23 protein-coding genes and 2 tRNA genes are annotated in these 20,502 nt (G+C 74.7%); 12 read left to right on the top strand and 13 right to left on the bottom strand.

What is annotated here, in order from left to right:
• Positions 1-96 precede the first annotated feature (96 nt).
• The 3 genes from FB00_RS08935 (at position 97) to FB00_RS22320 (ending at position 2,193) form a co-directional block, all read left to right on the top strand.
• A complete protein-coding gene (locus FB00_RS08935) occupies positions 97-816 on the top strand; it encodes an IclR family transcriptional regulator (protein ID WP_024840729.1) in 720 nt (239 codons plus the stop codon).
• Between the two features lie 223 nt (positions 817-1,039).
• On the top strand, positions 1,040-1,207 hold the full coding sequence (locus FB00_RS22325) for a hypothetical protein (protein WP_168731655.1): 168 nt from the start codon (positions 1,040-1,042) through the stop codon (positions 1,205-1,207).
• A gap of 2 nt (positions 1,208-1,209) precedes the next feature.
• A complete protein-coding gene (locus tag FB00_RS22320; protein ID WP_052877560.1) occupies positions 1,210-2,193 on the top strand; it encodes a PH domain-containing protein in 984 nt (327 codons plus the stop codon).
• Positions 2,194-2,413: 220 nt separating this feature from the next.
• Here the strand turns inward: FB00_RS22320 and FB00_RS08925 are convergent.
• Both FB00_RS08925 and FB00_RS08920 read right to left on the bottom strand, forming a co-directional pair.
• Positions 2,414-2,486 (bottom strand) — tRNA-Glu (locus tag FB00_RS08925).
• 99 nt (positions 2,487-2,585) lie between these two features.
• Positions 2,586-2,657: transfer RNA gene (locus tag FB00_RS08920), tRNA-Gln, on the bottom strand.
• Between the two features lie 201 nt (positions 2,658-2,858).
• Between FB00_RS08920 and FB00_RS08915 the strand changes: the two genes are divergently transcribed.
• A complete protein-coding gene (locus tag FB00_RS08915; protein WP_047232559.1) occupies positions 2,859-3,638 on the top strand; it encodes a class I SAM-dependent methyltransferase in 780 nt (259 codons plus the stop codon).
• On the top strand, positions 3,635-4,273 hold the full coding sequence (locus FB00_RS08910; protein WP_047232558.1) for a hypothetical protein: 639 nt from the start codon (positions 3,635-3,637) through the stop codon (positions 4,271-4,273). Before FB00_RS08915 ends, FB00_RS08910 begins: the two co-directional genes overlap by 4 nt.
• 17 nt (positions 4,274-4,290) lie before the next feature.
• Here FB00_RS08910 and FB00_RS08905 read toward each other — a convergent pair whose 3' ends face one another.
• Positions 4,291-5,217, bottom strand: coding sequence for a LysR family transcriptional regulator (locus tag FB00_RS08905; protein ID WP_047232557.1), 927 nt, complete (start codon positions 5,215-5,217; stop codon positions 4,291-4,293).
• Between the two features lie 70 nt (positions 5,218-5,287).
• On the opposite strand from FB00_RS08905, the gene FB00_RS08900 reads away from it, so the two are divergent.
• Positions 5,288-6,475 (top strand): YeiH family protein, encoded by a 1,188-nt coding sequence (locus FB00_RS08900; protein ID WP_052877559.1) that lies wholly within the window; start codon positions 5,288-5,290, stop codon positions 6,473-6,475.
• A gap of 83 nt (positions 6,476-6,558) precedes the next feature.
• Here FB00_RS08900 and FB00_RS08895 read toward each other — a convergent pair whose 3' ends face one another.
• The 6 genes from FB00_RS08895 to FB00_RS08870 form a co-directional block, all read right to left on the bottom strand.
• Positions 6,559-7,353, bottom strand: coding sequence for an HAD family hydrolase (locus FB00_RS08895; RefSeq protein WP_047232556.1), 795 nt, complete (start codon positions 7,351-7,353; stop codon positions 6,559-6,561).
• Positions 7,350-8,852: a glutamate--tRNA ligase gene (gene gltX, locus FB00_RS08890; protein ID WP_197088779.1), complete on the bottom strand. Its 1,503-nt coding sequence runs from the start codon at positions 8,850-8,852 to the stop codon at positions 7,350-7,352. The genes FB00_RS08895 and gltX overlap by 4 nt, the downstream gene beginning before the upstream one ends.
• A 66-nt stretch (positions 8,853-8,918) precedes the next feature.
• Positions 8,919-9,239: a hypothetical protein gene (locus FB00_RS08885; protein WP_156186349.1), complete on the bottom strand. Its 321-nt coding sequence runs from the start codon at positions 9,237-9,239 to the stop codon at positions 8,919-8,921.
• Positions 9,240-9,262: 23 nt separating this feature from the next.
• Positions 9,263-9,802 (bottom strand): hypothetical protein, encoded by a 540-nt coding sequence (locus tag FB00_RS08880; RefSeq protein WP_156186348.1) that lies wholly within the window; start codon positions 9,800-9,802, stop codon positions 9,263-9,265.
• Positions 9,803-9,885: 83 nt separating this feature from the next.
• Entirely contained in the window at positions 9,886-10,668 is a 783-nt protein-coding gene (locus FB00_RS08875) for a fumarylacetoacetate hydrolase family protein (protein ID WP_047232552.1), read from the bottom strand.
• Positions 10,669-10,724: 56 nt separating this feature from the next.
• Positions 10,725-11,615, bottom strand: coding sequence for a methyltransferase domain-containing protein (locus FB00_RS08870; RefSeq protein WP_082141153.1), 891 nt, complete (start codon positions 11,613-11,615; stop codon positions 10,725-10,727).
• 140 nt (positions 11,616-11,755) lie between these two features.
• Between FB00_RS08870 and FB00_RS08865 the strand changes: the two genes are divergently transcribed.
• The 3 genes from FB00_RS08865 to FB00_RS08855 all read left to right on the top strand — a co-directional run bounded on the left by FB00_RS08865 (position 11,756) and on the right by FB00_RS08855 (position 14,436).
• Positions 11,756-12,973: a heparan-alpha-glucosaminide N-acetyltransferase domain-containing protein gene (locus FB00_RS08865; RefSeq protein WP_047232551.1), complete on the top strand. Its 1,218-nt coding sequence runs from the start codon at positions 11,756-11,758 to the stop codon at positions 12,971-12,973.
• Positions 12,974-12,982: 9 nt separating this feature from the next.
• Positions 12,983-13,990, top strand: a complete 1,008-nt coding sequence (locus FB00_RS08860) for an aldo/keto reductase (protein WP_047232550.1) — start codon at positions 12,983-12,985, stop codon at positions 13,988-13,990.
• A gap of 65 nt (positions 13,991-14,055) precedes the next feature.
• A complete protein-coding gene (locus FB00_RS08855) occupies positions 14,056-14,436 on the top strand; it encodes an MmcQ/YjbR family DNA-binding protein (RefSeq protein WP_047232549.1) in 381 nt (126 codons plus the stop codon).
• Between the two features lie 27 nt (positions 14,437-14,463).
• Here FB00_RS08855 and FB00_RS08850 read toward each other — a convergent pair whose 3' ends face one another.
• Both FB00_RS08850 and FB00_RS21050 read right to left on the bottom strand, forming a co-directional pair.
• Complete coding sequence (locus FB00_RS08850) at positions 14,464-15,396, bottom strand: hypothetical protein (RefSeq protein ID WP_047232548.1); 933 nt, start codon at positions 15,394-15,396, stop codon at positions 14,464-14,466.
• Between the two features lie 28 nt (positions 15,397-15,424).
• Positions 15,425-16,498: a DUF4190 domain-containing protein gene (locus tag FB00_RS21050; RefSeq protein WP_052877558.1), complete on the bottom strand. Its 1,074-nt coding sequence runs from the start codon at positions 16,496-16,498 to the stop codon at positions 15,425-15,427.
• A gap of 199 nt (positions 16,499-16,697) precedes the next feature.
• On the opposite strand from FB00_RS21050, the gene FB00_RS08840 reads away from it, so the two are divergent.
• Positions 16,698-17,711: a 3-methyladenine DNA glycosylase gene (locus FB00_RS08840; protein ID WP_369799801.1), complete on the top strand. Its 1,014-nt coding sequence runs from the start codon at positions 16,698-16,700 to the stop codon at positions 17,709-17,711.
• On the opposite strand, the gene FB00_RS08835 is transcribed toward FB00_RS08840, so the two are convergent.
• Positions 17,689-18,159: a peptidoglycan-binding domain-containing protein gene (locus FB00_RS08835; protein WP_047232547.1), complete on the bottom strand. Its 471-nt coding sequence runs from the start codon at positions 18,157-18,159 to the stop codon at positions 17,689-17,691. The genes FB00_RS08840 and FB00_RS08835 overlap by 23 nt on opposite strands.
• A gap of 125 nt (positions 18,160-18,284) precedes the next feature.
• On the opposite strand from FB00_RS08835, the gene FB00_RS08830 reads away from it, so the two are divergent.
• A complete protein-coding gene (locus FB00_RS08830; RefSeq protein WP_047232546.1) occupies positions 18,285-19,094 on the top strand; it encodes an aminoglycoside 3'-phosphotransferase in 810 nt (269 codons plus the stop codon).
• A gap of 76 nt (positions 19,095-19,170) precedes the next feature.
• Here the strand turns inward: FB00_RS08830 and FB00_RS08825 are convergent, their stop codons facing one another.
• On the bottom strand, positions 19,171-19,566 hold the full coding sequence (locus FB00_RS08825) for a nuclear transport factor 2 family protein (protein ID WP_047232545.1): 396 nt from the start codon (positions 19,564-19,566) through the stop codon (positions 19,171-19,173).
• Positions 19,567-19,710: 144 nt separating this feature from the next.
• On the opposite strand from FB00_RS08825, the gene FB00_RS08820 reads away from it, so the two are divergent.
• Positions 19,711-20,499: a helix-turn-helix domain-containing protein gene (locus tag FB00_RS08820; protein WP_047232544.1), complete on the top strand. Its 789-nt coding sequence runs from the start codon at positions 19,711-19,713 to the stop codon at positions 20,497-20,499.
• Positions 20,500-20,502 lie beyond the last annotated feature (3 nt).

Here is a 20,502-nt window from a genome sequence, read left to right as displayed (position 1 = left end):
CGTCCGCCGTCCGGCAGCCTGCCGGGGAGAACGTCCAGCGGGTGGAACATCCGTGCCGGACTTGCATCTCAGTGCGTGAGACGTCAATATCGACCTATGGACAATACTAGCGGAGTCGGAGTGCTGGACAAGGCGGCCTCCGTCCTGGGCGCCCTGGAGTCCGGACCGGCCACCCTCGCCCAGCTCGTCACGGCCACCGGCCTGGCCCGCCCGACGGCGCACCGCCTCGCGGTCGCGCTCGAGCACCACCGCATGGTCGCCCGCGACATGCAGGGTCGTTTCGTCCTCGGTCCGCGGCTCAACGAGCTCGCGACGGCCGCCGGCGAGGACCGCCTGCTCGCCGCCGCGAACCCCGTGCTCACCGCGCTGCGCGACCACACGGGCGAGAGCGCCCAGCTCTACCGCCGCCAGGGCGACCACCGCATCTGCGTCGCGGCCGCCGAGCGCCCGGTGGGCCTGCGCGACTCGATCCCGGTCGGCGCGACGCTCACGATGAACGCGGGCTCCGCGGCGCAGATCCTGCTCGCGTGGGAGGAGCCCGACCGCCTCCACCGCGGCCTGCGCGAGGCGGTCTTCACGGCCACGATCCTCTCCGGCGTCCGACGCCGCGGGTGGGCCCAGTCCGTCTCCGAGCGCGAGCTCGGGGTCGCGTCGGTCTCCGCGCCCGTCCGTGGGCCGTCCGGCCGCGTCGTCGCCGCGGTCTCCATCTCCGGCCCGGTCGAGCGCCTGAGCCGACAGCCCGGCCGCCTGCACTCCGGGTCGGTCGTGGCCGCCGCCAACCGTCTCACCGAGGTGCTGCGCCGCGCCGGCGAGTAGCAGGGACGCGCCGAACCCGGGGATGTGGCCGGGCTCGGCCGCCGAGCCCGGCGACAGCCCCGGGTTCGGCACGTCGGGTTCGGCGTGCCGCGGGCCGCAAACGGGACGTGCCCTGTCAAAATGTCACCGGCTGCTGCCATGCTGTGCGTGCCCCGGCGCCGGACGGCCCGGTGGCGGCAGGGGGCGCACCTGACCGTCCGATCCCGCGACACGAGGAGTCCCGATGCATCCGAAGGTGAAGATGACCCTGATCTGGGTCCTGGTGATCTTCGCCGTCTATGCCGTCATCAGGAGCCCCGACCGCGCCGCCGACATCGTCGAGGGCATCTGGGACGTCATCGTCGGCGCCTTCAGCTCCATCGGGCAGTTCTTCAACTCGCTCCTGGACTGACCGTGGCCCGCGGCCGTCCCCGCAGCAAGATCCTCGACCGCTACGTGCTGAGCGGCGAGCGGGTCGTGGTGGCCACGCGCCACCACTGGGGGATGCTGCTCGAGCCCGTCGTGACCGCCGTCGCGGGGGCGTTCGTCGTCGCCTGGCTCGTCGTGCAGGCCGGCCCCGCCGTCGGGGACGGCGTGCTCTTCCTCTGGTGGCTGTGGCTGATCCTCGCCGGGCGCCTGGTGTGGAAGGTCTTCGAGTGGCGCAACGAGTGGTTCGTCGCCACCGACAAGCGCCTGCTCCTGCTGTACGGGCTCATCACGCACAAGGTCGCGATGATGCCGCTCACCAAGGTCACGGACATGAACTACGGGCGGTCGCCCGTCGGGCGCGTGTTCGGCTACGGGCAGTTCCTCCTGGAGTCCGCCGGGCAGGACCAGGCGCTGCGCCAGATCGACTGGGTCTCCCACCCCGACGCGACGTACCGGCTCCTGTGCGACACGCTCTTCACGCCGGGCAGCCGCCCCGGCACGGCACCGTCGAGCGGCGCCGGCCAGGTCCAGGGCGGCCCCCAGGGCGCCGCCCCCGCGACGATCCCGCCGCCAGGCCCGCGCCCTCCCCAGCCGGCCGAGCCGGCACCGGTCGAGCCCGCGCCCGCGTGGGACGGCCGCAGCCCGGCCGAGACCCTGCCGCCCGTCCCCGCACCGCCCCCCGCCGACCAGCGGGTCGTCGTGGTCCCCGGGCGCGCGGCCGGCGAGTCGAGCGGGCCGACGCAGCCCATCCCGGTCGCGGGACCGCCGGAGGCGGCACAGGGCGCCGCGGGACGCAGGGAGAGGCGGCTCGGCGGCGAGCACCCCGCGGAGCCTCACGACGACGAGCCCGGCTGGGCCATCTCCGGGGAGCACCGGGCGACCTACGTGCCGGTCATCCACCCGCGCCCCACTTCGACGCCGATCCCGAAGCCCTACGAGCCCGGCCCGGGTCGCGACGGAGCGCCCTGACGGCACCTCGACGAGCTCACGAACGCGGACTGACGCGTCCGTCGTGCCAGCACGGGGATCGACCCTCCACACCGCGGGCCGCGACCTTCGCCACACCGGGGCGCACCCGCACCACGACACGTCGCGTCGCGCGCCGCTGAAGCCCCTGCGCACATGAGCTGAAGCCTCTGCGCACATGACAAAGGCCCGGTCACCGTGATGGTGACCGGGCCCTTCTCTGTACCCCCAACGGGATTTGAACCCGTGTTACCGCCGTGAGAGGGCGACGTCCTAGGCCGCTAGACGATGGGGGCCTGTGGATCTTCGGACCGTTTCCGGTCCGTTTCTCCGTCGAGAACTCTACCTCATGTTTCGAGCGGGTTTGACCACTCGATCTGAGCCGGAGCTCTTCGCTGGGGTACCAGGACTCGAACCTAGACTAAGTGAACCAGAATCACTCGTGCTGCCAATTACACCATACCCCAAGGGGGTAACCAGCCACTGTCGGGGAGTCGTCGCGACGAGTCGAGACTCGTCCCCTGGCTCCCTCCCGTGGAGGTCCCACCGGCCGAGAACATTACCGGACAGGACGACGCGGACCAAATGCGGCCCGAACTGTCGGGTCGGGCGCGCGGAGGTGCGCCTCCGGGTCGACGCGCCCCGCCGCCGTCTGGCACCGTCGAGGCATGAGCTCAGGAGACTCCCCCGACCCCGGCTCGCGCGCCGACCGCGCCGCGTCGTTCGAGCAGGGCGCCGCCCAGTACGCGTCCACGCGCCCCTCGTACCCGGACGCGGCGGTCGACTGGCTCCTGCCCGACGGCGCGCGCCGCGTCCTCGACCTCGCCGCGGGCACGGGCAAGCTCACCGAGCGGCTCGTCGCTCGCGGGCTGGACGTCGTCGCCGTCGAGCCCTCGGACGCGATGCGCGCGCGCCTCGCGGAGTCCGTCCCGGGCGCGCAGGCCCTGCCCGGCTCGGCCGAGGCGATCCCGCTCCCCGACGCGAGCGTCGACGCCGTGCTCGTCGCCCAGGCGTGGCACTGGTTCTCGCCCGCCGCCCAGCCGGAGATCGCGCGCGTGCTGCGCCCCGGCGGACGGCTCGGCATCGTGTGGAACGTCCGGGACAACGCGGTCGACTGGGTCGGCCGGTTCACGGAGGTCATCCACCGGGGCGACACCCTCGAGCACAGCTACCGCGAGCCCGTGCTCGCCGAGCAGCTCTTCACCCCGCCCGAGCACCGCACGGTGCCCTGGGCCGACCGCGTCCCGACGTCGTCGCTCCGCCCGCTCGCCGCGTCGCGCAGCTACCTCCTGACACTTCCCGACGCACGCCGGGAGGAGTTGCTCCGCGAGATCGACGACCTCGTCGCGACGCACTCGGCGCTCGCGGGGCGCACCGAGGTGGACCTGCCGTACCTCGCCGAGTGCTGGCGGGCCGACGTGCTCACGACGGCGTCGGACGACGCGTGAGCGCCCGCACCGACCGCTCCCCCGACGCCGTCACCGGCGCCGACGTCCGGACGGCGACCCGCTGGCTCGCGGACCACCTGGTGCGGCACCCGGTCGTCGCGTTCGACGCGCAGGCCGGCCCCGTCCGGTGGTCGTGCTGGACGACGGCGGAGCACGTCGTGGACGACCTGCTCGCCTACGCCCTGCAGCTCGCCGCGCTCCCCCGCCTGGCGTACGTCCCGCTCGTCGGGCCGCGGGGGGAGGACGAGATCGCGCACGTCGACCGCGCCGCGGGGACGGCGGGCCTGTGCGAGGCGCTGCTCGGCAGCGGCGAGCTGCTCGCGACCCTCGCCGAGACCCGGCCGGGAGACGCACGCGCCTACCACCCCTACGGGACCTCCGACGCCGCCGGCTTCGCGGCGATGGGCGTCGTCGAGGTCCTCGTGCACGGCCACGACGTCCTGCTCGGGCTCGCGGACGAGCCCGTGCCGTTCCCCGCGGGCCTCGCGCGGCGGGCGCTCGCCCGGCTCTTCCCGGACGTCGAGCCCGGACCGGACGACGACCCGGACCTCCTGCTCCTCTGGGCGACCGGGCGCGGCGAGCTGCCCGGCCGACGGCAGCGCACGCGCTGGCGCTGGGACGCGTCGGTGCGCTGAGGCCCCCTGGGGGGCCGTCAGCCCGACGAGGCGGCCGCCGCGGCCGCGATCCGACGTGCGCCCGAGGAGAGCGCGGCGCCGTCCTTCCACACCATGCGCAGGCGTCGGTCGAGCTCGAGCCCTGGGACGGCGACCCGGACCAGGGAGCCGCGCGCGACGTCGTCGGCGACGGCGAGGCTCGACAGGACCGCGACGGCACCGCCGTGCTGCACGGCGGTCTTGAGGGCCGCCGTCGACCCGAGGTAGGGCAGGTGGTCGGGCAGGCGCTCGCCGACCGCCGCGAGGCCGCGCTCGAGGGTCTCGCGCGTCCCGGAGCCGCGCTCGCGCACGACCAGCCCGCCCGCGAGCAGCTCGTCGACGCGCAGGGCGCTCCGCCGTGCCCACCGGTGTGCCGGCCCCACGACCACGACGAGCCGGTCGTGCGCGACGGTGCGGCTGCGCAGCCCGCGGCGCAACGTCGCGCTCTCGACGAAGCCCAGCTCCACGGCGGCGTCGAGGACGAGGTCGGTCACCTCGCGCGAGTTGCGGACGACGAGCTCGACGTCCGGCGCTCCCCCGCCCGGGCCGGACCCCTCGAGCGCCAGGCGCGCGAGCCAGCGTGGCGCGAGGTACTCGGCGACCGTGAGGCTCGCCGCGACGCGCACCCGGGCCGCGGGAGCGTCGCGGAGCGCGGCGACGGACGTCTCGAAGCGGTCCGACGCCTCGATCACCTCGCGTGCCCACGCCGCCGTGGCGCGCCCCGTCTCCGTGAGGCGGGAGCCGCGCGTCGTGCGCTCGAGGAGCTCCAGCCCGAGGCGGCGCTCCAGCGCCCGCAGGCCCGCCGACGCCGTCGGCTGCGCGACCCCGAGCGCCCGGGCCGCGGCGCTGATCGAGCCGTGCGAGTCGGTCGCGACGAGCAGCTCGAGCGCGGAGAGCGAGGTCCGGTCGCGAGAGGTCTGGGCCATAGGCCCACTCTATGGGTTGCGAGGCAGCTCGGGCTTCCGCGGCGTCGCCGCGCGCAGCAGGCTCGTGAGCATGGCCCCTTCCGCACGTCCCACGACCCGCGCGCCACGACCCGTCGCGGCGGCGAGCACGACTCGCCGCAGCGCGGGCTCCCTGGCGCTGCTGCCCGGTCTCGGGCTGGTCGGCGCGTCGACGGTCGTCGTGCTGCTCGGGGCGCGGCTCGTCCCGACGGTGTCCCCGCTCGTCGTCGCCCTCGTGCTCGGCGCGCTCGTCGCGCCGGTGCTGGGCCGGGCGGGCAGGACCCGGCGCGGGACGGTCGCGGTCGCGGCGACCCGACCCGGGGTCGCGTGGACGTCCCGCGTCGTCCTGCGCACGGGCGTCGTGCTGCTCGGGTTCCAGCTCTCGGTCCCCGAGGTCCTCGCGCTGGGCTGGCGCGGGCTCGTCATCGTCGCGACCACCCTCCTCGTCACCTTCACCGGCACGCTCGCGCTCGGTCGCGTGCTCCGGGTGCCGCGCGTCACGACGCTGCTCGTCGCGACCGGGTTCTCGGTGTGCGGGGCCGCAGCGATCTCGGCCATGCAGGGCGTCGTCGTCGGTCCCGGGCGCACCCCCGGGCAGGTCCGCGAGGACGACGACGGCGTCGCCGCGTCGCTCGCGCTCGTGACCGTCTACGGCACGCTCGCGATCGTCGCGCTGCCGTGGCTCGCCTCGCTGGTCGGCCTCGGCGACGAGCAGGCCGGGCTGTGGATCGGTGCGAGCGTGCAGGAGGTCGCGCAGGTCGTCACGGCCGCCGGGACCATCTCCGACCCCGCCCTGGCGACAGCCACCGTCGCCAAGCTCGCGCGCGTCGCCCTCCTCGCCCCGCTCGTCGCCGTGGCAGGCGTCGTCGTCGCCCGCGGCGCGCGGCGCGCCGCCCTCGCCCGGGCCGGCTCCGCCGGTGCGGACCGCCTCGGCGCCGCCGGCACGGCCACGAACCCGACGGCGGACACCGCCACGCCGCGGGTCGCGCCGGTGCCGTGGTTCGTCGTCGGGTTCGTGGCGGCGGTGGCGCTGCGCAGCCTGGGCGTCGTGCCGGCGCCTCTCCTCGCCGCGCTCGCGACCGCGACGACGGTCGCGTTCGTGGCCGCGATGTTCGCCCTCGGGCTGGGCGTGGACGTCCCGTACCTGCTGCGCACGGGGCGGCGCGCGCTCGTCCTCGGCGGGCTGTCGGCGCTCCTCGTCACGACGACGGCGCTCGTCGGGGTGCTGCTCCTCACCTGACCCGTCTCCGCCGAGACAGAGGCCCGGTCAGCCGAGGTAGAGGCCTGGTCATGACCACACCTCTACCTCGGCGGACCGGGGCTCTACCTCGGCGTGGGGGCCTCGGCCGGGGCCGATACTCCGAGGGTCGCGGGCAGGTCGGCCAGGGCGTGGACCACGTGCACGCCCGACGCGCGGGCCGACGTCGGGTCCTCCGGGTGCGGGCCGCCGCGGCGCGTGCCGGGGCGGTCGAGCCAGACGCCGACGAGGCCGGCCGCGCGCGCGGCGCGCGCGTCGACGTCGAGCTCGTCACCGACGTACGCCGTGCGGGCCGGGTCGGTGCCGAGCCGCGCGCACGCCTCGGCGAACACGCGCGGGTCCGGCTTGCCGAAGCCGAGCGTGTCCACGCCGACGAGCAGCGGGACGTCGGGCAGGCCCGCCGCGGCGAGCTTGCGGGTCTGGAGCTCGACGCGCGCGTTCGTCAGGGAGCCGACGCGGACCCCCGCCGCGACGAGCGTGTCCACGACCGGACGCGCGTCCTCGAACCCTGTCCACGACGCCTCGAACGTGCCCCAGAAGAGCTCCTTCCAGTCCACGTACGCGGCGTCGTCGAGCAGCTCGCCGCCGAACGTCGCCTGGAGCTCGTTGGCGCGCGCCATGCGCTGCGCGTCGAAGTCGACCTCGCCGCGCGTGTACGCGCGGTAGTGGCCGTTCGGGTCCGAGCGCCACAGCGCGAGGACCTCGTCGTACCGGTCCTCGGGCAGGTGCGGGAGCCACACGCGCGACGCGGCGGCGATCGCCTCCGCGAACGCGGCGCGCGTGTCGACGAGCGTGTCGTCGACGTCGAACAGGACGCCCTCGAGCGGCGCGAGGGTCGCCGAGACGCCGAGGTCCGTCACAGCGCGTCCCGCAGGCGCACGAGGCGCTCCAGGGTCGAGCCCTTGCCGAGCAGCTCCATGGACTCGAACAGCGGCGGGGAGACGCGGCGGCCCGTGAGCGCGACGCGCAGCGGCGTGAACGCGAAGCGCGGCTTGACGCCCATGCCCTCGACGATCGCGTCGCGCAGGCGCTCCTCGATGGCCGCGGTGACGAACTCGTCGTCCTGGAGCACGTCGAGCGCGGCGATCGCGGCGGCAAGGATGTCCTTCGCGTCGTCACGCAGGGCGCCGCGCGCGTCGTCCTCGACCGTGAGCGCGTCGTCGGCCGTGAAGAGGAAGCCGAGCATGCCGACCGACTCCCCGAGCAGCACCATGCGCTCCTGCACGAGCGGCGCGGCCGCCGTGAGGATCTCCTGGTTGCGCGGCGACAGGTCCGCGAACGAGTCCGCGGGGACCAGGCCGCCCGCGTGCAGGTAGGGCACCAGGCGGTCGCGGAAGTCCTCGGGGGCGAGCAGGCGCACGTGCGTCGCGTTGATCGCCTCGGCCTTCTTGAGGTCGAAGCGCGCGGGGTTGGGCAGCACGTCGTGGACGTCGAACGCCTCGACCAGCTCGGTGACGGTGAAGATGTCGTGGTCCGGCGAGATGGACCAGCCGAGCAGCGCGAGGTAGTTGAGCAGGCCCTCGGGCGTGAAGCCGCGCTCGCGGTGCAGGAACAGGTTGGACTCGGGGTCGCGCTTGGAGAGCTTCTTGTTGCCCTCGCCCATGACGTACGGCAGGTGGCCGAACTCCGGCATCACCTCGGCCACGCCGATCTCGAGCAGCGCCCGGTACAGCGCGATCTGGCGCGGCGTGGAGGACAGCAGGTCCTCGCCGCGCAGCACGTGCGTGATGCCCATGAGCGCGTCGTCGACCGGGTTGACGAGCGTGTAGAGCGGCTGGCCGTTGCCGCGCACGAGCGCGTAGTCCGGGACCGAGCCCACCTTGAACGTGATCTCGCCGCGGACGAGGTCGGTGAACGTGATGTCCTCGTCGGGCATGCGCAGGCGCAGCACGGGCTCGCGGCCCTCGGCGCGGAACGCGGCCTTCTGCTCGTCCGTGAGGGTGCGGTCGAAGTTGTCGTACCCCTTGGTCTTGACGCCCGCGGCGGCGTTGCGTGCGTCGGACTCCTCGGGGGTCGAGAACGACTCGTAGACGTACCCGCCCTCGACCAGCCGCGCGATGACGTCCTGGTAGATGTCCGCGCGCTGCGACTGCCGGTACGGCTCGTGCGGGCCGCCGACCTCGACGCCCTCGTCCCAGTCGAGCCCGAGCCAGCGCAGCGCGTCGAGGAGCTGCTGGTAGCTCTCCTCGCTGTCGCGCGCGGCGTCGGTGTCCTCGATGCGGAACACGAACGTGCCGCCGGTGTGCCGCGCGTACGCCCAGTTGAACAGCGCGGTGCGGATGAGCCCGACGTGCGGCGTCCCGGTCGGGGACGGGCAGAAACGGACGCGGACGGGCGAGGAGCCAGGTGCGGGGATCACGGCTCCCAGCCTAGTTGCCCGGCGCCGTCCGTCGCCCGGGCGTCCGGCGTGGCCCCGGTCGTCGTCTCAGTCGCGCGTGGCCGGGTCCGCAGCGGGCGCGGGCAGCGGGACGGTGTCGCGGACGGTTCGACCGGTCACGCAACGTTCGAAGTCGTGGAGCCAGTCGCGGAAGTCGTCGACGGTGTAGTCGCCGGTCATCCCGGGTGGGAGTGGCTCGGCACCGGCGAGGCGGTCGAGAGCTTCTTGGATGCACTCGTCGTATCGGTGCGAGTCCTGGGCGAGGTACTCCCACGCCCAGTCGCTCACCTCGTCGCGGGAGCGCGACTGGTCCACGAGCCCGCGCAGAGCGGCCCGCGTCTCCTCCCGTGTCGGATAGTCGCGTGCCACACCGTCCTTGCCGGAAGTCCCCATCAGACGAATACCTGTTCGTCGCCCGACGGGTGCCAGACGACGATCCGATTGCCCCTCTCGACGCGAAACCGGCGAGCACCGACCGACTCCAGGAGCGCTCGGAGATCTTTCTCGTCGAGCTCAAGTCTTGCCGTGTCGACCAGGGCTAGTGCGCTTCCCACCGAGGTGTTGTGCAGGACGACGACGTCGCGTTCGCCGTCGGGATCGTCGTCGAACCGCACGTACAGGTCCTCGAGACCCGGCTCGACGCGCGTCACGTCGACGGAGGCGACGCCGGGGATCGCGAGGACGTCGTCGGCCGTGAGGAGCAGCGTCGCTGCCGGATGTCCACCCGGTCCGCCGCCGGCTCCCGGCGTTCGTTCGCTGCCGCCAGGGCGAGCGACGGGGTTGCTCCGCGACCGAGTACGCACGAACACGAAGAGGCCGCCGATCGCGGCGCCGACGAGGGCGCAGACCGGGACGCTGACGATCGCGAGGACGATCCCGTACGACAAGGCCTCCCCGGTGGGGACGCCCCCGGCGAGCACGGCGAGGACCACGAGCACGACGACGACCGCGCACGGAAGGACCGCGCCCCAGCCGGCTCCTCGCGCGACGGCCCGACCCGGGGCGGGTCGCATGCTCAGACCCGCCGGACGACCGGGTTGCTCAGGACGCCGATCCCCTCGACCTCGCACTCGACGCGGTCGCCCGCGTCGACCAGGCCGACGCCCGCGGGCGTGCCGGTGAGGATGACGTCGCCCGGCAGGAGGGTCATCGCCTCGGAGATGTACGACACCAGGAACGGGATGTCGAAGATCATGTCGCTCGTGCGGCCGTCCTGCTTCACCTCGCCGTTGACGCGGCTGCGGACGCCGACGTCCTCGGGGTTCAGGTCGGTGTCGATCCACGGGCCCAGCGGGCACGACGAGTCGAAGCCCTTGGCACGCGCCCACTGCCCGTCGGTGCGCTGCGCGTCGCGCGCGGTGACGTCGTTCGCGACCGTGCACCCGAGCACGTAGCCGGGTGCGGCCTCGGGCGAGACGTCCTTGGCGAGCCGGCCGATGACGATCGCGAGCTCCGCCTCGTAGGAGACCTCCTGCGAGAAGTCGGGCAGGACGATCGGGTCGTCCGGGCCGACGACCGAGGTGTTCGGCTTGAGGAAGAGCAGCGGGCTCGTCGGGACGTCGTTGCCCATCTCCTTCGCGTGGTCGGCGTAGTTGCGGCCGACCGCCACGATCTTCGAGCGCGGGATCACCGGCGCGAGGAGCCGGACGCCGTCGCCCAGCTCGATGCGCTCGCCCGTCGGCGTGACGGGCATGTAGAGCGGGTCGCCCGTGAGGACCGCGAGGTACGTGCGGTCCCCCTCCTGCTGGACGAGGGCGTAGCGGGGGTCGTCTCCGGTGGTGAATCTCGCGATGCGCACGGGCTCAGGCTATCCGGCCTGCGCCCGCGCGACCGCGCGACCGTGCCCGTACGGGCTCACGCGCGGGCGAGGACCTCGCCGTTGAGGACCGCGAACCAGCCCGCGGGCTCCTCGGCCCAGCGCAGCCAGTCCTGCGCGAGCTGCTCGAGCGCGACGTCGTCCGCGAGCGCCGACTCCTTCGCCTGCACGGCGAAGTTCGAGGCGACGCAGCGCTCGGCCCAGAGGCCGCCCCACCACGTGCGGTCGGCGGGGGTCGCGTAGCACCACGTGCTCGCCGTGGGCGCGATGCCGTCGAGGTCGAACCCGGCGTCCTGGACCCAGGAGAAGAGGCGGCGCCCGGCGTCGGCCTCGAACCCGTACGCGTGCGTGACCTCGTGGTAGAGCGTGTTCCACTCGGTGAGGCCCGGGGACTCGGGGTACCAGGTCATGGCGGCGTAGTCGGCGTCGCGCACGGCGACGAGCCCGCCGGGCTTCGCGACCCGCTTCATCTCGCGCAGCGCGCCGACCGGGTCGGACAGGTGCTGCAGGAGCTGGTGCGCGTAGACGACGTCGAACGTGCCGTCCGCGAACGGCAGCTCGTACGCGTTCGCGTGCTGGAACGTGATGTTCGCGGTGCCGCGCTGGGCGGCGAGCTCGCGCGCGCTGTCCAGGACGGCCTCGGACGCGTCGACCCCGACGACCCGCCCCCCGGCCACGCGGTCGGCGAGGTCGACGGTGACCGTCGCCGGGCCGCAGCCCACGTCGAGGACGCTCATGCCCGCGCGCAGGTGCGGCAGGAGGAAGCCGGCCGAGTTCTCCGCGGTGCGCCACCGGTGGGAGCGCAGCACGGACTCGTGGTGGCCGTGCGTGTACGACTCGGACTCCTGCGCCGGGTCGCTGCCGGCCCCGGTGGGGGCGTCGGCGTGGTGGTCGGCGGCCGCGTCGGCGCCGTGGGGGGTGTGCGTCATACCCGCACCGTAGGCCGGACGTGCATCGTTCTCGACCCCGTTCTCACACTCTGGGCGCGCGGTCCGCGCGGGCATCGCACCGTCGACCGCTCCGGCGTGGCGGCCGGGTGGGAGCGCGCCCGCGCACGGACAATCCCCCCATGACGGCCGCGACCGGCACGACACCCTCCCCGGGCGACCCCGCGCGCTCCCCCGGCTTCGCGCGGCGGCACGTCACCCTCCTGCTCGGCGGGCCGGGGCGCGTCACGGGGGTCGACGTCGCGCGCGGGATCGCCGTCCTCGGCATGTTCACCGCGCACGTCGGGTACACGTCCGAGGACTTCGGGGAGGTCTCCGGCTGGCTCTCGCTGTCCCACGGGCGGTCGTCGATCCTCTTCGCGCTCGTGGCGGGGGTGTCGCTCGCGATCGTCTCCGGCGGGCGGACGCCCCTCGACGGGCTGCCCGCGCTCCAGACCCGCACGCGCATCCTCGTGCGCGCCGTGATGCTCCTCGGGCTCGTGGGCCTGCTGGACCTGCTGGGCACGCGCGTCCTGCTCATCCTCGGTTTCTACGCCGCGTACTTCGTGCTCGCCCTGCCGTTCCTGCGCTGGCGCCGCCGCGACCTGCTCGCGCTCGCGGGCGCGGTCGCGGTGGTCGGGCCGGTGCTCGCGTACTGGCTCCCCGAGGTGCTCGCGCGCGCCGGGCTGCACCTGCCCGACGACGGCTCGGGCGCCTTCACGGACTTCCTCGTGTCCGGGCACTACCCCGCCGTCGTGTGGATGGCGTACGTGCTGGTCGGGATCGCGATCGGGCGCTCCGACCTGTCCTCGACCGCCACGCGCGTCGGGCTCGTGGGCGGCGGGCTGCTCGCCCTGGGCATCGGGTACGGGCTCTCGGCGACGATGACCGGGCCCCTCGGCGGGGCCCAGGCCGTCGAGGACGCCGCCGCGGCGTGGTCGAGCAGCTTCCGGCCCGAGCCGCTGGACTGGTCCGACCCGTGGCCGACCAGCGCGTACCTGTGGCTCGCCGGACCGCACACCGACACCCTGCCGGAGGTGGTGGGGTCGGGCGGGTTCGCCGTCGCGGTGCTGGGGTCGTGCCTCTTCGCGGGCCGGCTCGGGCGCTGGGTCCTGGCGCCCGTCGCCGCCGTCGGCGCGATGGCCCTCACGGTGTACACGGCGCAGATCGTCGTGGTGTGGGCGTGGGGTGACGCGGCGTTCGAGCAGACGACGAACGGCCCCCTCCTCGCGCTCGTCCTCGCGACGCTCGCGGTCGCGACCCTGTGGCGTTGGGCGCTGGGGCGCGGGCCGCTCGAGCGGCTCTTCGCCGCGGTCGCGGCGCGCGCGTCCGCGGTCACGGCCGCCCGTGGCCCGTCGTAGGGTCGCCGCATGACGACTGCGAACGACGGAACCGCACCCCGCCCCGCCCTGCGCCGACTCGGCCGGTCCGGACTCGCCGTGTCCGCCGTCGGGCTGGGGTGCAACAACTTCGGCCGCCCCCGCACGGTGACGGAGACGCTCGAGGGGACGCGCGCCGTCGTCGACGCCGCGCTCGACGCGGGGGTGACGTTCTTCGACACGGCCGACACCTACGGGGGTCGCCCCGGGCTGAGCGAGGAGCTGCTCGGCCAGGCGCTCGGGTCGCGTCGCGACGACGTCGTGGTCGCGACGAAGTTCGGCATGTCGATGCACGGGGCCGCGGGCGAGGACTTCGGCGCCCGCGGGTCGCGGCGCTACGTCGTGCGTGCCGTCGAGGACTCCCTGCGCCGCCTCGGCACGGACCGCATCGACCTCTACCAGTTCCACACCCCCGACCCGCGGACGCCGATCGAGGAGACGCTCGCCGCGCTCGACGACCTCGTGCGCGCGGGCAAGGTGCTCTACGTCGGACACTCCAACCGGGCGGGCTGGCAGGTCGCCGAGGCCGAGTTCACCGCCCGCGCCGCCGGGACCGTGCGCTTCGTGTCGGCGCAGAACCAGTACAACCTCGTCGACCGCGCGGCCGAGCTCGAGGTGCTGCCCGCGGCGGCCGCGTACGGGCTCGGGGTGCTCCCCTACTTCCCGCTCGCGAACGGCCTCCTCACGGGCAAGTACGCGCACGGCGCGCGGCCCGACGACGGTCGCCTCGTCACGTCGAAGCCGCACCTCCTGGAGTCGGCGCCGTGGGAGGCGCTCGCGCGCCTCGGCGCGTTCTGCCAGGTGCGCGGGATCACCGAGGTGCAGGTCGCGTTCGGGTGGCTGCTGTCGCGCCCGCAGGTGTCGAGCGTCATCGCCGGCGCGACGAAGCCCGAGCAGGTGCGGCAGAACGCCGCGGCCGGGGCCTGGACCCCGACGGCCGAGGACCTGGCCGAGCTCGACGAGATCTTCCCGCCGCTCGGGAAGGTCGCACCCTTCTGACGCGCCGCCGCGGTCAGCCGGCCGATCGTGTTGTCCGTCGTCGACCGGCGGCCTACCGTGGAGGCATGGCCTCGTGGGAGGACGTCGAGCGGATCGTCTCGGCGCTGCCGGACACGGACCTCAAGGGTCCCCGGCAGTGGACCGTGCACGGCAAGCTCTTCGTCTGGGAGCGGCCGCTGCGGGCGAAGGACCTCGACGAGCTCGGCGAGACGGCGCCCGTCGAACCGCCCGTCGCGTTCCGCGTCGCCGACGAGGGCGAGAAGGCGGCGCTGCTCGGCGACGATCCCGCGGTCTTCCTCACGACGAGCCACTTCGACGGGTACCCGATCGTCCTCGCCCGGCTCGACCTCGTCGCCGTCCCGGAGCTGGAGGAGCTGCTCCAGGACGCGTGGCTCGCACGCGCCCCGAAGCGGCTCGCGCAGGAGTACCTCGACCGCACGGAGTGACGCACGGCGCACCACCCTGCGCGCGGGTCACCAGGAGAACACGGCCACCGCGTAGTTCGCCCAGGTCGGTTCGAGCCCGACGGCGACGTCCGCGGGGTCGTACACGTTGTACACGAGGTCCCACTCGGCGCTCGTCCCCCGGGCGATGGTGTCCGGGTCGTCGAGCAGCACGTCGGGGGCATAGTCGAAGACCCTGCGGGCGACGAGCCCGCCCGACACGGGCTGCAGGTCGAGCCCGCCCGGGTCGACCTCCTGACCGGTACCGTTCGTGACCCGCACGCGGAGGCGGACCGCGTGCGGGTGGTCGTCCTCGCGCACGGAGGCGTCCTCGGTCGGCGTGTACGGCTGGGGCGCCGAGACCGAGACGACGAGGCCGTCCGTGTAGCGCACGGACTCCCCGTACCAGACCCGGTCCGAGGCGGCCCCGATCTCGGGACCCTCGTCGTAGCCGCCGCCGAACGGATAACCGCGCAGCGAGCTGCCGGCACCGTAGCCCGGACCGCCGCCCGTCATCACGTCGACCGTCACCCACGCCGTGAGCACCACGGTGCCGGTGAGGAGCGCGACGAGCGCGCGCGTCGCGCCGGCCACGCCACGCGTGCCCCGCCGCCACACGACCGCACCCACCGCGACCACCGCGGCGCCCGCGACCGCGTAGAGGCCGCCGACGTGCGCCCAGCCGCGCCGAGCCGTCACCGTCTCGGTGGCGAGCACGGCGACGACGAGGAGGACGCCGAGCGTCGCGGCCACGAGCGCGGCCGTCGCCCACGACCACCGCCCACGGGGCCGCGCCCTGGCGGCCGGGACGGTCTCACCCTCGCCGCGCGGTGTGGGCGGCGTCCCGGGAGCCTCGGGGTCCGGCGCGCGGCCGCCCTCGGCGGGGTCCCGCTCGGTGCCGGGCGCCGTGCCCCAGGCGGGCTCGCGCGCGCTCGCCCCGGGCGAGGTCGCGGGGTCCTTCACGCTCGGTCTCCGTCCTGTGCAGCCGTCGTCAGTACGCGCTCGCCTGCGTCACCTCGAACGTGGCCGTCTTCATGGCCTCGAGGTTCTCGGCGTCGATGAAGTCGAAGATCTCCACGGTCTCCGAGGCGCCCGGCTCCAGCGTCTCGGAGTACGCCCAGTCGCTCTCGATCACGGTGCCGTCAGCGGCGACCGCGTCCACGTCGATGTCGAACGTGAGGGGCTCGTCGGACGTGTTGGTGAACGTGACCGGCAGCGAGGACTCGACCCAGCCGAGCTCGTCGGCCGTACCCTCGAAGGTCCCGAACTCCACGCCGAGGTCGTTCGCGAGGATGTCGTCCGTCGCCTCGCCGAACGCGCGGTCGGACTCCTCCTGGACCTCCGAGAGCGTCTGCTCGTACTGCGTCGAGGCCTCGTTCGCCGCGACGACGAAGACCACCCACATGAGGATCGTCGCCAGGACGGACAGCACGCCGAGCACGATCGCCGTGATCGAGAAGCCCTTGCCGGAGCGACCCTGCTTCACCTGGGACAGCCCGACGAACCCGAGCACGACACCGGTGATGCCGAGAAGCGCCGCGAAGATGTTGACGAACGGGATCCAGCTCCCGAGGAAGCCGAGGATCGCCAGGACGAAGCCGACGATCGCGATCGTGCTCGTCGCCGGGGCGGGCGCGGTGTACGCCGAGTAGCCGTTGCCGTACGGGCTGCCGTACGGCTGCTGCGCCGGGTCGCCGTAGGGCTGGCCGTACGCCTGCTGCGCGGGGTCCGGGTACGGCTGCGGGTACGGCTGCTGCGCAGGGTCGCCGGAGGGCTGGCCGTACCCGGCCTGCTGGCCGTATCCCTGCTGCTGGTCCGTGCCGTACACGGGCGCCTGGCCGGCGCCGTAGGGTGCCTGACCCGCGCCGTAGGGAGCCTGCTCCGGCGCCGCGCCGTAGCCCGGGGCCGCGTACGCGTCGTTCGCCGACCCGTACGGCTGCGTCGGCGCCTCGCCCTGCGGCGCCCAGGCGTCGTGCGACGGCGCCTGCTGCGCCGGGTCCGCGCCGTGCGGCCGGTAGGGGTCGAACTGGTACGGGTCCTGCGGTGCCGTGGGCGGCTGCGACATGGTGCTCCTCCGCGGCGTCGCCGCGAGATCGGTCCAAACGGGTCGGGTGCCGGGGCGACGAGGTCGCTCCGGGCGGGCGTGCCGGGCCTTCACAGCACGTTCACGAGCATTCTTCCCGCTCGCGCCCACATCGGGAAAATGCCGCCCGGGTGAAACCCGTCCCGTCGGCCCGGCCACGGTGCTCTCGTACCCTGGGACCGTGCCCTCGACCGCCACCCCGGCCTCCCCGACGACCGCCGTCGTCGGCACCGTCGTGCTCCCGGCCGAGGAGTGGACCTCGCGCGAGCACGCCCACGCCGAGCGGGCGGACGCGTTCACCGCGGGGTGGCGGGAGCGCAAGCCGCGCGGCGAGAAGCACGCGATCGAGGACTTCCTCTTCACCTACTACCCCACGCGCCCGGCGCAGCTCCGCCGCTGGCACCCGGGCCCCGGCGTCGTGCTCGCCCCGCCGGAGGGCCGCGTGCCCGCCCCCGAGACCGCACCTCGGCCCGACGACGAGCCCGCCGACCCGTACACGGCGCGCGGCGCGTGGCGGTGGTACCGCGAGACCCCCGCGGGACTGACGCTCGACGCCGGCGCGTTCCTCGCCGACCGCGGCGACACGGTGCGCTACCTGCGCGCCCTGCTCGCCGCCACGGCGTCGCGGCCCGGCCGGTTCGGGTGCTTCGGGCTGCACGAGTGGGCGATGGTCTACCGCGACCGGGCCACCGGCCGCGACCACCGGCACCCGCTCCCCCTGCGCCTGGGGCACGACGGCACCGACCGCGTCGTCGAGTCCCACCCGGTGCAGTGCTCGCACTTCGACGCGTTCCGCTTCTTCACCCCCGAGGCCGGCCCGCTCAACCGCCTGCGGCCGACGCGCGAGAACCAGCCCGCCCTGGAGCAGCCCGGCTGCCTGCACGCGACCATGGATCTCTACAAGTGGGCGCTCAAGCTCACGCCCGCCGTCCCGGGCGACCTCGTGCTCGACTGCTTCGAGCTCGCGCGCGACGTCCGCGTCGTCGACATGCAGGCGTCGCCCTACGACGTGTCGTCGTACGGGCTCGACCCCGTCGCGATCGAGACGCCCGAGGGCAAGGCGGAGTACGTGCGCCACCAGCGCGCGTTCGCGGAGCGCGGCGCGGCGCTGCGCGCGCGGCTGCTCGCCGTGTGCGACGCGCTCGTCGGCAGCGAGCCGGACGCGCGCGAGGTCAGTGCGACAGCATCCCGCTGACGAGGCAGCGCCAGGTCACGGGCCCGACGACGCCGTCGACGACGACCTCCGGGAAGCCCGCGTGCAGCGCGTCCTGGAAGCCGCGCACCCAGGCCTCGGTGCGGGGGCCGAACTGCCCGTCGATGGCGAGCACCGGCTCCGGTCCGCCGGACAGGTCGCGCGCGACGGCCTCGCGCTGCACCGCGCGCACGGCCTCGCCGACGCTCCCCCGGCGCGCCACCACGACGAGCGCGGCCCACGTCGCCGGGCCCACGACGCCGTCGACGTCGAGGCCGGCCACGTCCTGGAAGGCGCGGACGGCGCCCTCGGTGCGCGGTCCGAGCAGCCCGTCGACGGCGATCTCGTGCCCGCGGTGGCGCAGCAGGTGCTGGAGCGTCTGGACCGGGTGCCCGTTGGCGCCGCGTCGCACGCGCGGCCAGGTCGGCAGTGTCGTCAGGACGGTCGTCATCGTCGTTCCCTCCGTCGTCGCGGGACCGGCGGGCTCTCCCGCCGTCGGGGTCCCGCGCCCCCGTCCGGAGGGAGGGCCGACGTGCGCTCCCTGATGCGCGGGCCCGGCGTGCGAGGATCGCGCGCATGAGTCGCGTCCCGCTCGCCGCCGTCCCGACCGGCCCGGTCGTCGTGCCCGACGCCGTCCGCGCGCTCGCCGGCGACGACGTCACCACGCCCGTGTGGCGCAACGAGCTCGGAGGGCTGACGTTCCGGCTCGACGGCGCCGACGGGACCCGGTTCGCCAAGTGGGTGCCCGCGGGCACGCCCGAGATCGACCTCTCGGGCGAGGCCGCACGCCTCGCCTGGGTCGGCGACCGCGCCCCGGTCCCGCACGTCCTCGCCCAGGGTTCCGACGACGACGGCGCCTGGCTCGTCACGCGCGCCGTCCCGGGACGGTCGGCGGTCGAGCCGCGCTGGGTCGCCGACCCGGCGACCGCCGCCCGCGCGATCGGGCGAGGGCTGCGCGCGCTGCACGACGCGCTGCCCGTCGGGTCGTGCCCGTTCACCTGGGCGGTCGAGGATCGCGTGTCGAACGCGGACGCGCGCCTCGCCCGCGGCGACGGCCCGGACGGGTGGTTCCCCGAGCACCGCGGCCTGGGCGTCGCCGAGGCGAGGTCCCGGCTCGACGACCCGCCCGCCGTCGACCGGCTCGTGGTGTGCCACGGCGACGCGTGCGTGCCCAACACCCTCCTGCACGACGATGGCAAGTTCGCCGCGCACGTCGACCTCGGCTCGCTCGGGGTCGCGGACCGCTGGGCCGACCTCGCCGTCGCGGCGTGGAGCACCGAGTGGAACTACGGCCCCGGGTACGAGGGCCACGTCTACGCGGGCTACGGCGTCGACCCGGACCCGGAACGCATCGCCTACTACCGCCTGCTCTGGGACCTCTCCTGACGCCCCGACCTGCTGAGTGCAGGAGTTGGTCGCCGTCGTCTCGATGGGACAGCGGCTATCTCCTGCACTCAGCGAGTCAGTGGTGGTGCGCGACGAAGCCGTCGGGCGCGCGGTCCAGGAACGTCGTCACCGACGACACGAGCCCGTCGGGCCGGACGTGCAGGACGTCGGTGCCGGTCGCGAACTCCGACCCGTCGGGGGCGACCGCGCGCCACCGCAGGCGCAGCCGGTCGTCGAGCAGGTCCGGCGCCGAGCGCGCCTCGAACCGGTGCCCCGCGACGTGCGTGAGCAGCTCGGTCGCGAACGCCAGGACCGCGTCGCACCCCCCGGCACGCGTCACGGGGGCGACGTACTCGACGTCGCGGGAGAACGTGTCGCGCGCGAGCCGGTCGCGACCGGCCGCGTCCGCCGTGTTCCAGAACTCCAGGTAGCGCTCGACCGCCGTCGCGGTCCGCGTCGTCGTCTCGGTCATGGTCCCTCCTCTGCCGGCGCCTGGGCCGCGGCGCCGTGACGGTCCGGCGGGGTGCCGGAGCACCACCGTCTGCCGGGCCACGACACGGTGTCGATGACCTCGGAGGTAGTTGGCCGGCCCTCCGAGGAACGGCAGGGTGGGTCCATGCCTCCCGTGGACGCACCCGCCGGATCGATGCTGCGCGAGTGGCGCGTGCGGCGTCGGCGCTCGCAGCTCGACCTCGCGCTGGGCGCCGACGTCTCGCCACGCCACATCAGCTTCGTGGAGACCGGCCGGGCGCAACCCAGCCGGGACATGATCGACCGCCTGTGCGACGAGCTCGACGTCCCGCTGCGGTCGCGGAACGACGTCTACCTCGCGGCGGGCTACGCCCCGCGGCACCGCGAGACGCCGCTGTCGACCGCGACGCTCGCGGCCGCCCGCCGGGCCGTCGACCTCGTGCTCGCCGGGCACGAGCCGTTCCCCGCGATGGCCGTCGACGGGCGCTGGAACCTGCTGGCCGCCAACGCCGCCGCGAGCACGTTCCTCGACGGCGTGCCCGACCGGCTGCGCGAGCCACCAGTCAATGTGCTGCGCCTGACCCTGCACCCGGACGGCCTCGCCGCGCGGATCGCGAACCTCGCGGAGTGGGGAGCGCACGTCCGACGGCGCGTGCGCCGCCAGCTCGACCGCACGGGCGACCCGGCGCTCGCCGCCCTGCTCGCCGAGGTGGAGGGCTACCTGCCGCCCGAGGGGCACCGGCGCGACGACCGCTCCCCGGCGAGCGACGCCGTCGTGCCGCTGCGCCTCGCGACCCCGGACGGCGAGCTCGCGTTCCTCTACACGATGACGGTGTTCGGCTCCCCGCGGGACGTCACGCTCGACGAGATCGCGATCGAGTCGTTCTTCCCCGCCGACGACGCCACGGCCGCCGCCCTGGGCGTCGTGCGCTGAGCG

Origin of the sequence: Cellulosimicrobium funkei, from assembly GCF_001019615.1 — a bacterium.
Classification (GTDB): Bacteria; Actinomycetota; Actinomycetes; order Actinomycetales; family Cellulomonadaceae; genus Cellulosimicrobium; species Cellulosimicrobium cellulans_E.
Note: the sequence above shows the minus strand (reverse complement) of the source record. Positions and strands in the feature narration are given on the sequence as shown.

Excerpts from the sequence above, each read along its gene's own strand:
- FB00_RS08870 (WP_082141153.1), bottom strand. The coding sequence starts at position 11,615 with ATGACGCACACCCCCCACGGCGCCGACGCGGCCGCCGACCACCACGCC.
- FB00_RS08820 (WP_047232544.1), top strand. The coding sequence starts at position 19,711 with ATGCCTCCCGTGGACGCACCCGCCGGATCGATGCTGCGCGAGTGGCGC.
- FB00_RS08915 (WP_047232559.1), top strand. The coding sequence starts at position 2,859 with ATGAGCTCAGGAGACTCCCCCGACCCCGGCTCGCGCGCCGACCGCGCC.
- FB00_RS08825 (WP_047232545.1), bottom strand. The coding sequence starts at position 19,566 with ATGACCGAGACGACGACGCGGACCGCGACGGCGGTCGAGCGCTACCTG.
- FB00_RS08865 (WP_047232551.1), top strand. The coding sequence starts at position 11,756 with ATGACGGCCGCGACCGGCACGACACCCTCCCCGGGCGACCCCGCGCGC.
- FB00_RS08935 (WP_024840729.1), top strand. The coding sequence starts at position 97 with ATGGACAATACTAGCGGAGTCGGAGTGCTGGACAAGGCGGCCTCCGTC.
- FB00_RS22325 (WP_168731655.1), top strand. The coding sequence starts at position 1,040 with ATGCATCCGAAGGTGAAGATGACCCTGATCTGGGTCCTGGTGATCTTC.
- FB00_RS08905 (WP_047232557.1), bottom strand. The coding sequence starts at position 5,217 with ATGGCCCAGACCTCTCGCGACCGGACCTCGCTCTCCGCGCTCGAGCTG.
- FB00_RS08855 (WP_047232549.1), top strand. The coding sequence starts at position 14,056 with ATGGCCTCGTGGGAGGACGTCGAGCGGATCGTCTCGGCGCTGCCGGAC.
- FB00_RS21050 (WP_052877558.1), bottom strand. The coding sequence starts at position 16,498 with ATGTCGCAGCCGCCCACGGCACCGCAGGACCCGTACCAGTTCGACCCC.
- FB00_RS08830 (WP_047232546.1), top strand. The coding sequence starts at position 18,285 with ATGAGTCGCGTCCCGCTCGCCGCCGTCCCGACCGGCCCGGTCGTCGTG.
- FB00_RS08860 (WP_047232550.1), top strand. The coding sequence starts at position 12,983 with ATGACGACTGCGAACGACGGAACCGCACCCCGCCCCGCCCTGCGCCGA.
- FB00_RS08835 (WP_047232547.1), bottom strand. The coding sequence starts at position 18,159 with ATGACGACCGTCCTGACGACACTGCCGACCTGGCCGCGCGTGCGACGC.
- FB00_RS08900 (WP_052877559.1), top strand. The coding sequence starts at position 5,288 with ATGGCCCCTTCCGCACGTCCCACGACCCGCGCGCCACGACCCGTCGCG.